The organism is Planococcus sp. A6, assembly GCF_028823615.1.
Lineage (GTDB): Bacteria > Bacillota > Bacilli > Bacillales_A > Planococcaceae > Planococcus.
Map to the genome: position 1 here is coordinate 26,714 of NZ_JAPEHT010000024.1, position 7,499 is coordinate 34,212.

General features: G+C 46.3%; 7 protein-coding genes. 6 read left to right on the forward strand and 1 reads right to left on the reverse strand.

Going from position 1 to position 7,499, the window contains the following annotated elements; all coding sequences use genetic code 11:
* Window positions 1-53: 53 nt before the first annotated feature.
* The 3 genes from ON064_RS05560 to ON064_RS05570 are packed head-to-tail and all read left to right on the forward strand — an operon-like array spanning window position 54 to window position 3,745.
* On the forward strand, window positions 54-1,280 hold the full coding sequence (locus ON064_RS05560; protein WP_274623987.1) for an amidohydrolase family protein: 1,227 nt from the start codon (window positions 54-56) through the stop codon (window positions 1,278-1,280).
* Window positions 1,281-1,300: 20 nt separating this feature from the next.
* On the forward strand, window positions 1,301-2,527 hold the full coding sequence (locus ON064_RS05565) for an amidohydrolase (RefSeq protein WP_274623988.1): 1,227 nt from the start codon (window positions 1,301-1,303) through the stop codon (window positions 2,525-2,527).
* 18 nt (window positions 2,528-2,545) lie between these two features.
* Window positions 2,546-3,745, forward strand: a complete 1,200-nt coding sequence (locus ON064_RS05570) for an ankyrin repeat domain-containing protein (RefSeq protein WP_274623989.1) — start codon at window positions 2,546-2,548, stop codon at window positions 3,743-3,745.
* 248 nt (window positions 3,746-3,993) lie between these two features.
* Here the strand turns inward: ON064_RS05570 and ON064_RS05575 are convergent, their stop codons facing one another.
* A complete protein-coding gene (locus ON064_RS05575) occupies window positions 3,994-4,770 on the reverse strand; it encodes a potassium channel family protein (RefSeq protein ID WP_274623990.1) in 777 nt (258 codons plus the stop codon).
* Window positions 4,771-4,866: 96 nt separating this feature from the next.
* Between ON064_RS05575 and ON064_RS05580 the strand changes: the two genes are divergently transcribed.
* From ON064_RS05580 to abc-f, 3 genes are all read left to right on the forward strand, one after another.
* Window positions 4,867-5,529 carry an HAD family hydrolase gene (locus ON064_RS05580; RefSeq protein ID WP_274623991.1) on the forward strand — a complete coding sequence of 221 codons (663 nt, stop codon included), beginning with the start codon at window positions 4,867-4,869 and terminating at the stop codon, window positions 5,527-5,529.
* Window positions 5,530-5,623: 94 nt separating this feature from the next.
* Window positions 5,624-5,758, forward strand: a complete 135-nt coding sequence (locus tag ON064_RS05585) for a hypothetical protein (protein WP_257721097.1) — start codon at window positions 5,624-5,626, stop codon at window positions 5,756-5,758.
* Window positions 5,759-5,853: 95 nt separating this feature from the next.
* Entirely contained in the window at window positions 5,854-7,476 is a 1,623-nt protein-coding gene (gene abc-f, locus ON064_RS05590; protein ID WP_274623992.1) for a ribosomal protection-like ABC-F family protein, read from the forward strand.
* Window positions 7,477-7,499: the final 23 nt, after the last annotated feature.

Here is a 7,499-nt window from a genome sequence, read left to right on the forward strand (position 1 = left end):
AAAAAGAAAAGGCACTGCCCCAGTGCCTTTTCTATTTCAATGGAGGGATGAAAATGAGAAATCATTGGCTAATCAATGTACGTCTGGAAAAAGGCTTCAAAAAAGCCGATAACCAAGTTACAGGAACAGAAACCGAAATTGTGCATCTGGAAATCGAAGATGGAAAAATCAAATCCATCACTCAGGATATGCCGAACGATTCAGCAACAAAATATGATGCTGAAAATCAGCTTTTACTGCCTTCTTTGCGTGAAATGCATATTCACGTCGATAAAACGTATTACAGCGGGCCGTGGAAAGCATGCACGCCAATAACCAAAGGCATATTTACGCGGTTAGAAGAGGAGAAGGAATTATTGCCTAAACTCTTGCCAACTGCACAGGAACGCGCAGAAAATATGATTGAATTGTTAATCCGTAATGGCCATACGCATATTCGCACCCATTGCAATGTAGATCCGGTCATTGGGTTGAAAAACCTTGAAGCTACTATGCGAGCGATTGAAAATTATAAAGATGCCATCACTTACGATATTGTTGCATTTCCGCAACACGGATTATTGAGAAGTGATTCGGTAGATTTGGTTAGGGAAGCAATGAAAAATGGGGCGACTTTGGTGGGAGGAGTAGATCCTGCTACAGTTGATCGTCATATCGAACGCTCTTTATCCACCGTCTTTGATATTGCTGCAGAATGTAACAAAGGAGTCGACCTGCATCTCCATGATCCAAATACACTCGGAGCTTTCACATTTAGCCGGCTTGCTGATTATACAAAACAAGCACATATGCAAGGGCGCGTCACAATTAGCCATGCCATGGCACTTGCTGACTTGGAAGGTGATGCTCTTGAAACTACGCTAAACGAATTAAAGGATAACCGGATTGACGTCACTACAACCATCCCGATTAACCGCCCGACCATCCCGGTCGTAGAAATCGATCGCGCAGGCATAGTCGTTTCGCTGGGCCATGATAGCATTACGGATCATTGGTCTCCTTTTGGCACAGGAAATACCATTCAAAAACTTGGGGTTCTTGCAGAGCGATTTAAATACATTGATGAATATTCATTGAATCGCCTTCTGAAATACGCGACAGGCGGAGTGACTCCGCTCAACGAAGCAGGGGAGAGGGTATGGCCTGAAATTGGAGATGATGCGTCAATGATATTAGTCAATGCAAGTTGCACAGCAGAAGCAATTGCTAGGAGAGCAGAAGTAAAAACTGTGTTTTTCAATGGTCAAGAACTCAAAAGCAAACTGCCTCAAATGCAGTGAAGAGTTTAGGAGGAGATGTAGTGAATACAACGATGTGGATCAAAAATGTTCTTTTAGAAGAAAGTTTGACTTTGAACTCGGAACAAGCGATAGAGACTCAGACAGGACTTTATCACCTGGAAATTGAAAATGGGCGAATCAAACAAAAGAAAGAGGCGAAAGAAACGATTGAACCAGGTCTACGGACAATCGATGCAAAAGGAATGCTGGGCTTGCCATCTTTTAAAGAAATGCATAACCATTTGGATAAAACATACCTGTCGCTTGATTGGAAAGCTTGCCAACCTGTTTCAAATCTTAAGCAGCGATTGGAACTGGAAGCACTCGAATTGAATGAGCTTGCCGGCACTGCTGAACAACGGGCCACGGCAATGATTCAATTATTACAGTCAAAGGGCGCAACACATATCCGCACGCATGTAAATATCGACCCTTATGTCGGCCTCAAAAACCTCGAAGGGATAAAGGCGGCACTAGAAGCCCATTCTAAGCAACTCAGTTATGACATTGTCGCTTTCCCTCAACATGGCCTACTGAACAGCAAAAGCGATATCCCGAAGATGATGAAGGAAGCCATGCGCTCAGGTGCAACAATGGTAGGTGGGCTCGATCCGGCCGGTATTGACAGAAATATTGAAAGATCGTTAGACACTACGGTAGAAATCGCTACTGAATTTGATTCAGATATCGATATTCATTTGCACGACAGTGGCCAGGTGGGATTCTATACGATAGAAAAGTTGATCGAGTTAACGAAAGAAGCGGAGTGGAAAAATCGAGTGGCGGTCAGCCACGCGTTTAATCTGGGGGAAGCGCCTAATGCCCAACAGGAGAAAATTGCGAGTGAGCTGGCTGAAACAGGAATAGATATCATGTCAACGATTCCCCTCACAAAAACCATGCCGCCGATAGCTTTGCTTGAACGAAAAGGAGTGAATGTTCATTTTGGCTGTGATGGCTTTTATGATTCCTGGTCTCCCTATGGCACAGGTGATCTCCTTGAAAAAGTCTCCCGCTACTGTGAAGTGCATCGTAAAAGCAGTGAACGTGAATTGGCTAAATCCTTGAAATTCATCACCGGTGGAATAATTCCATTATCTGATAACGGCGATTTGTTATGGCCAAGGGTAGGGGATGCGGCGGATTTAGTTTTTGTTGAAGCTTCGTGTTCCGCTGAAGCAGTTGCTCGAACGCCGAAACGAAAAGCTGTGATGTTCCAAGGGAATTTGGTGTACGGAGAACTATAGCAGAGGGGAGGCGAGGCAGTGAAAACAGAGTTTCATGGTCAATCTCTTTTAACGGCGAGTTCCTCTGGGGATTTAGAAGCTGTAATAGAGTTGCTGCAGAAAAAGGCCGATATCCATTATGAAAACGAACTTGGGCAAACTCCATTAATGTGTTCAGTACTGGGCAATCATTTTAGAGTAACTGAACTTCTCTTGAACGGCGGAAGCGATCCAAACCATAAGGATCGAAACGAATTAAGCCCCTTTATTGCGGCAGCGGCAGGAGGGTTTTCCGATTTAGTGTATTTAATGCAGAAGTATGGAGCAGATAAAAATAGCATCAATCGCTTTGGGGGAACTGCTTTATTGCCTTCAAGTGAGAAAGGGTATGTAAAGACGGTCCAGTATTGCTTGGATTTCGGCGTACCTGTAAACCATGTCAATAAACTGGGGTGGACAGCATTGCATGAGGCAGTCATTTTAGGGGATGGGCAATATTTATATACATTAATAACTCGTTTATTGCTAGAATCCGGTGCTGATGCTCATCTGAAGGATCGACATGGCATAAGTCCGCTCGAATATGCACATTTAACCCATCAGGAAAATCTCATCGATTGTTTTGAAAAAAGGAAAAATGCCGACGACAAGCTGGAAGAGGATTTGCTAACTAACTTTAAAAAAGGAAATTATGACAAAGGCTTAAAAATCATAAAGAGTTCCACGGGTATCCGCGGAAGTGACGATTTACTTTGTTTTTGGAAAGGCCTATTTCTTCAGGAGAAAAAGCACTATAAAGAAGCTATTGATGCTTACCATGAAGGACTGAAATTACAAACGGGACGAAGCCAGTTTTATTTTTATATCGCCAACTGTTATCGGTTGATGAAATATCCGGAAAAATCCTTGGAAATAATGGACTATGCCATTTCCGATAGTATAGATCCTTCGTTTTTCTTGTATCACAAATCCAATTTTTTGCGAGAACTAAATCGGCACGAAGAAGCGATAGCGGTTATGAATCGACTCCTTAAGTTATCACCTGAGCGCCCTGATTATTTATTTCATAAAGCAAACAGTTTACGCAGCATTCATAGGCACGCCGAAGCGATAATTGCAATGAATCAGGCAAGCGCTTTAGACGAAGGAAATGAGTTATTCATTCAGCACAGGGAAGATTCAGCTAAACTGCTGGATAGAAATCATTTGCAGACCGCCTCAAGGATTAGGATAAGATGAGTTTGGAATATAATAAGAGAAGAATTAACCGGTGCGCCATTGCGTGCCGGTTTTTAAAATATATTCAAAATCAAACGCTGGGATATACATTGATTCAAAATAAAAAAATGCACCCACGAAGGGCGCACTTTTTATCATTTATACAGCTTGAAAGTTTTGCGGTTGTGCAGGGGCACTAGATTGTAATTTCACTTGCTGGATTGCTTCTGGTTCTAAACGTTCGTTATAAGCCTCTAGGCGTTTTTGATTTATATTGTTTCAGTAAAGATGGAATTGACGGCCATTTTGGCAATGGTGCCGTTGGACATGATGAACTTATCGACCTTGACGTGAGAGAAGTTCGGCAAATGCTCTTCGCGCTCGACTTCGACGGTCGTGTAGACGCCCGGGGACATCCGTTCGACAGCGGTCGCGATCAATAGCGATTTTCCGTCTGTCAGCATTTGGTCTTCGATGCGGTCATCCGCAAAAATCAAAACTGCTTTCGCCTGCTGGACATTCGCTTGCCTCAATACTTCTTCGTGGGTGGCATTTCCCCTGACGTAATGAACCCTTGAATTGAGCTCTTTTGCTTTTTCCAACCGGTCGATGACGACGACTTCTGTCTGCGGGTCTTGCTTCAAAATTTCAGCAATGGCATTTTCCGCTTTATATGACCAGTCAATGATGACGATATGGTTGCGCCCCTTGTACATCAACTCACCTCTTTCTTTCATTCTTCTATGTAAGGACAGGCTTTCGATCGCTTTTCCGATAAACGAAGCGAACAAACCGATGCCGACGATGTATAAAAACAGCACAGTGAAAACTCTTCCGCCAAACGTCACGGGATAGAGGTCGCCATAGCCGACGGTCAAAATCGTCGTCATGGTGAACCATAAGGCGTCTGCATAGCTGGTGAACGTCGCAGGTTCGATGGCTGGCATCATGAATGTGCTGAAGGCAATCAAAACAATGGTACTGATGGTGAGCACGAGCCAGGACAAGCTGGTCACTTGCAAATAAAGCCGGCGAAGGATAATCAAGTGTTTCCCTCCTTTTTTCTTCAGTATACATGGAGTATGCAACGCAGTGGGCATCTTTTTCGTTATACAAGGAATAACGGAAATGGGGGAGTGTTAATGAAAGCAGTCATTTTTGATATGGATGGCACTTTGTTCCAGACCGGTACGGTTTTGGAGCAATCCTTGGAAGAAGCGTTCGCAGTTCTGCGTGAGCGGGGCCATTGGCAAGGTGCGGCGCCGATCAAAGCGTACCAAAACATCATGGGGGTGCCGCTGACCGCGGTATGGGAAGCGCTGTTGCCGGGGAAATCTGACAAAACCAAGCGCGAGATGGATGCATATTTTCTCGAGCGCTTGATCGCAAATATCAGCGAAGGCAAAGGGAGACTTTACCCAGACGTTAGAAGAGTGTTCGCTGAATTAAGTGAACAAGGCTACCGAATTTTCATTGCGAGTAATGGTCTTGTGCGCTATCTGGCCGCAATCGTCGAGTATTACGATTTGGATGAGTGGGTAACGGAAACGTTCAGCATCGAACAAGCAGCGACACTCGATAAAGGAGAACTCGTGCGCATGATCATCGAGAAATACGGCGTGACGGAAGGGGCGGTTGTCGGAGACCGTCTGTCCGATATCCGTGCGGCGAAAGCGAACGGCCTGTTTGCGGTTGGCTGCCGCTTTGATTTTGCGCAGGAACAGGAACTAAAAGAAGCGGATTTGGTGATTGATGGCTTAGTGGATCTGAGAAGGGTTTTGGCGCAGGTGCAGGTCAAAGGATAATCAACGAATTAGCGGAAACGGTGCATTTGGATATTCCCTTCCACGAAGAGATGTGGTAATATTGAGACAATTAAACGAAACGGAGGTGAAAAGAATGGAGAAATGTGCTGCGGTGATGGGTGTGAAAATGGAGGAAGCTTTGTATTTTACACGTGTCATTACGTTTGATTTGACGCCGACGGGAGAAGTCTGCCCTTTTTTAGTCAATTTCAAAATCACGCGCAGCTGATATCTGACATTCTTTTCACCAGTAGAAAAGACTGCCCGATACGGGGCGGTCTTTTTTTGTACCGATTTTTTAGCTGCGCCCTGGAGGCGTAAAATATGCAAATCACAGCACAACAACTAACGAAATCCATCGGCGGAAATGAAATCTTCGCCAATCTATCACTCGAAATCAATGAAAAAGACCGGATCGCCATCGTCGGCCGCAACGGTTCGGGCAAAACGACTTTGTTCCAGCTGCTGGCGGGACTGGAAGAGCCGGATGCCGGTACCATCGTCCGGACGAAGAACACGCAAATCGGCTATTTGCACCAAATCCCGGATTATCCGGGATACAGCGTGTACGAAGTCTTGAACGAAAGCTTTAGCGAATTGCACGGAATGGAGAGACGTCTCAGTGAACTGGAAATCCAGCTGTCGGACGGGGCGGACGAACGCGTGCTACGTCAATACGGCGAGCTGCAGGAGCAGTTTATGAAAGCCGGCGGTTATGAAACGGAATCCAAGATCGCAGCCGTTTCGAACGGCCTTGGCGTCGCGCATCTGACGGGCCAGCGTTTTGATTCGCTTAGCGGGGGCGAGAAGACGAAAGTGATGCTCGCGCAGCTCATTTTGCGCAAGCCGTCTGTCTTGTTGCTCGATGAACCGACCAACCATTTGGATCTGTCGGCGATTGAATGGCTCGAACATTATTTGGAATATTACAGCGGTACGGTCGTCGTCATTTCCCATGACCGACAGTTCCTCAACAACGTCGTGCATAAAGTCTATGAAATCGAAGGCGGCGAGATCTGGGAAAGCAAAGGCGATTACGATGCCTATTTGCGCAACAAGCAGGCGAAGATGGAACAGCAATTTGCGGCGTATAAAGAACAGCAGAAGAAAATCCAGAAGATCAAGGAATCCATACGCCGCTTGCGCCAGTGGGCGAACGAAGCCTCGCCGCCGAATCCGGATTTGTTCCGCAAAGCGAAAATGATGGAGAAGATGCTCGAGCGTATGGAAAAAGTGAAGCGACCAGCAGCGGAAAAGGCGATGAAGTTGAAGCTGCAAGCCAACGACCGCAGCGGCAAGCGGGTATTTGAGCTGCAGGATGTGTTCCATGGCTCCGGCGATGAAGTGCTGTTTGCCGATGTCGAGCTGTCCGTTTACTGGCGGGACCGCTTGGCGATCGTCGGCGACAACGGCACCGGCAAATCGACTTTGCTGAAGATTTTACTCGGCGAGATTGAACCGGTCGGCGGGGAAGTACGCCGCGGCAGCAATGTCAAAATCGGCTACCTGGCCCAGCAGTTTGAGGCGTTCGACGGAGAGGCGCGCGTCATTGAAGCCTTCCGTGACAAGTTGTCGATAACAGAAGGCGATGCCCGCCATTTGCTCGCGCAATTCCTGTTCTACGGCCACGACGTCTTCAAGCGCGTCAAGGATCTCAGCGGAGGCGAGAAGATGCGTTTGCGTCTCGCGCAGCTTATGCAGGAAGACTGCAATGTGCTCGTGTTAGATGAGCCGACCAACCACCTCGACATCGAATCGCGCGAAGTGCTTGAGGAAACCTTGAAAGAGTTCAACGGCACGATCATCGCGATCAGCCACGACCGTTATTTCCTGCAGAAGCTGTTCACGAAAGTTGCTTGGATTGAACAACAAACACTGACCTTACATGAAGGTTCGTATGACTGGGCTTCGGAAAAACAGAAAAATGCTGATGGCATCTTGCAATGAATAAGTGAATTTCCACATGAAAA

Coding starts and splice junctions, on each gene's coding strand:
- ON064_RS05560 (WP_274623987.1), top strand. CDS start 54: ATGAGAAATCATTGGCTAATCAATGTACGTCTGGAAAAAGGCTTCAAA.
- abc-f (WP_274623992.1), top strand. CDS start 5,854: ATGCAAATCACAGCACAACAACTAACGAAATCCATCGGCGGAAATGAA.
- ON064_RS05585 (WP_257721097.1), top strand. CDS start 5,624: ATGGAGAAATGTGCTGCGGTGATGGGTGTGAAAATGGAGGAAGCTTTG.
- ON064_RS05580 (WP_274623991.1), top strand. CDS start 4,867: ATGAAAGCAGTCATTTTTGATATGGATGGCACTTTGTTCCAGACCGGT.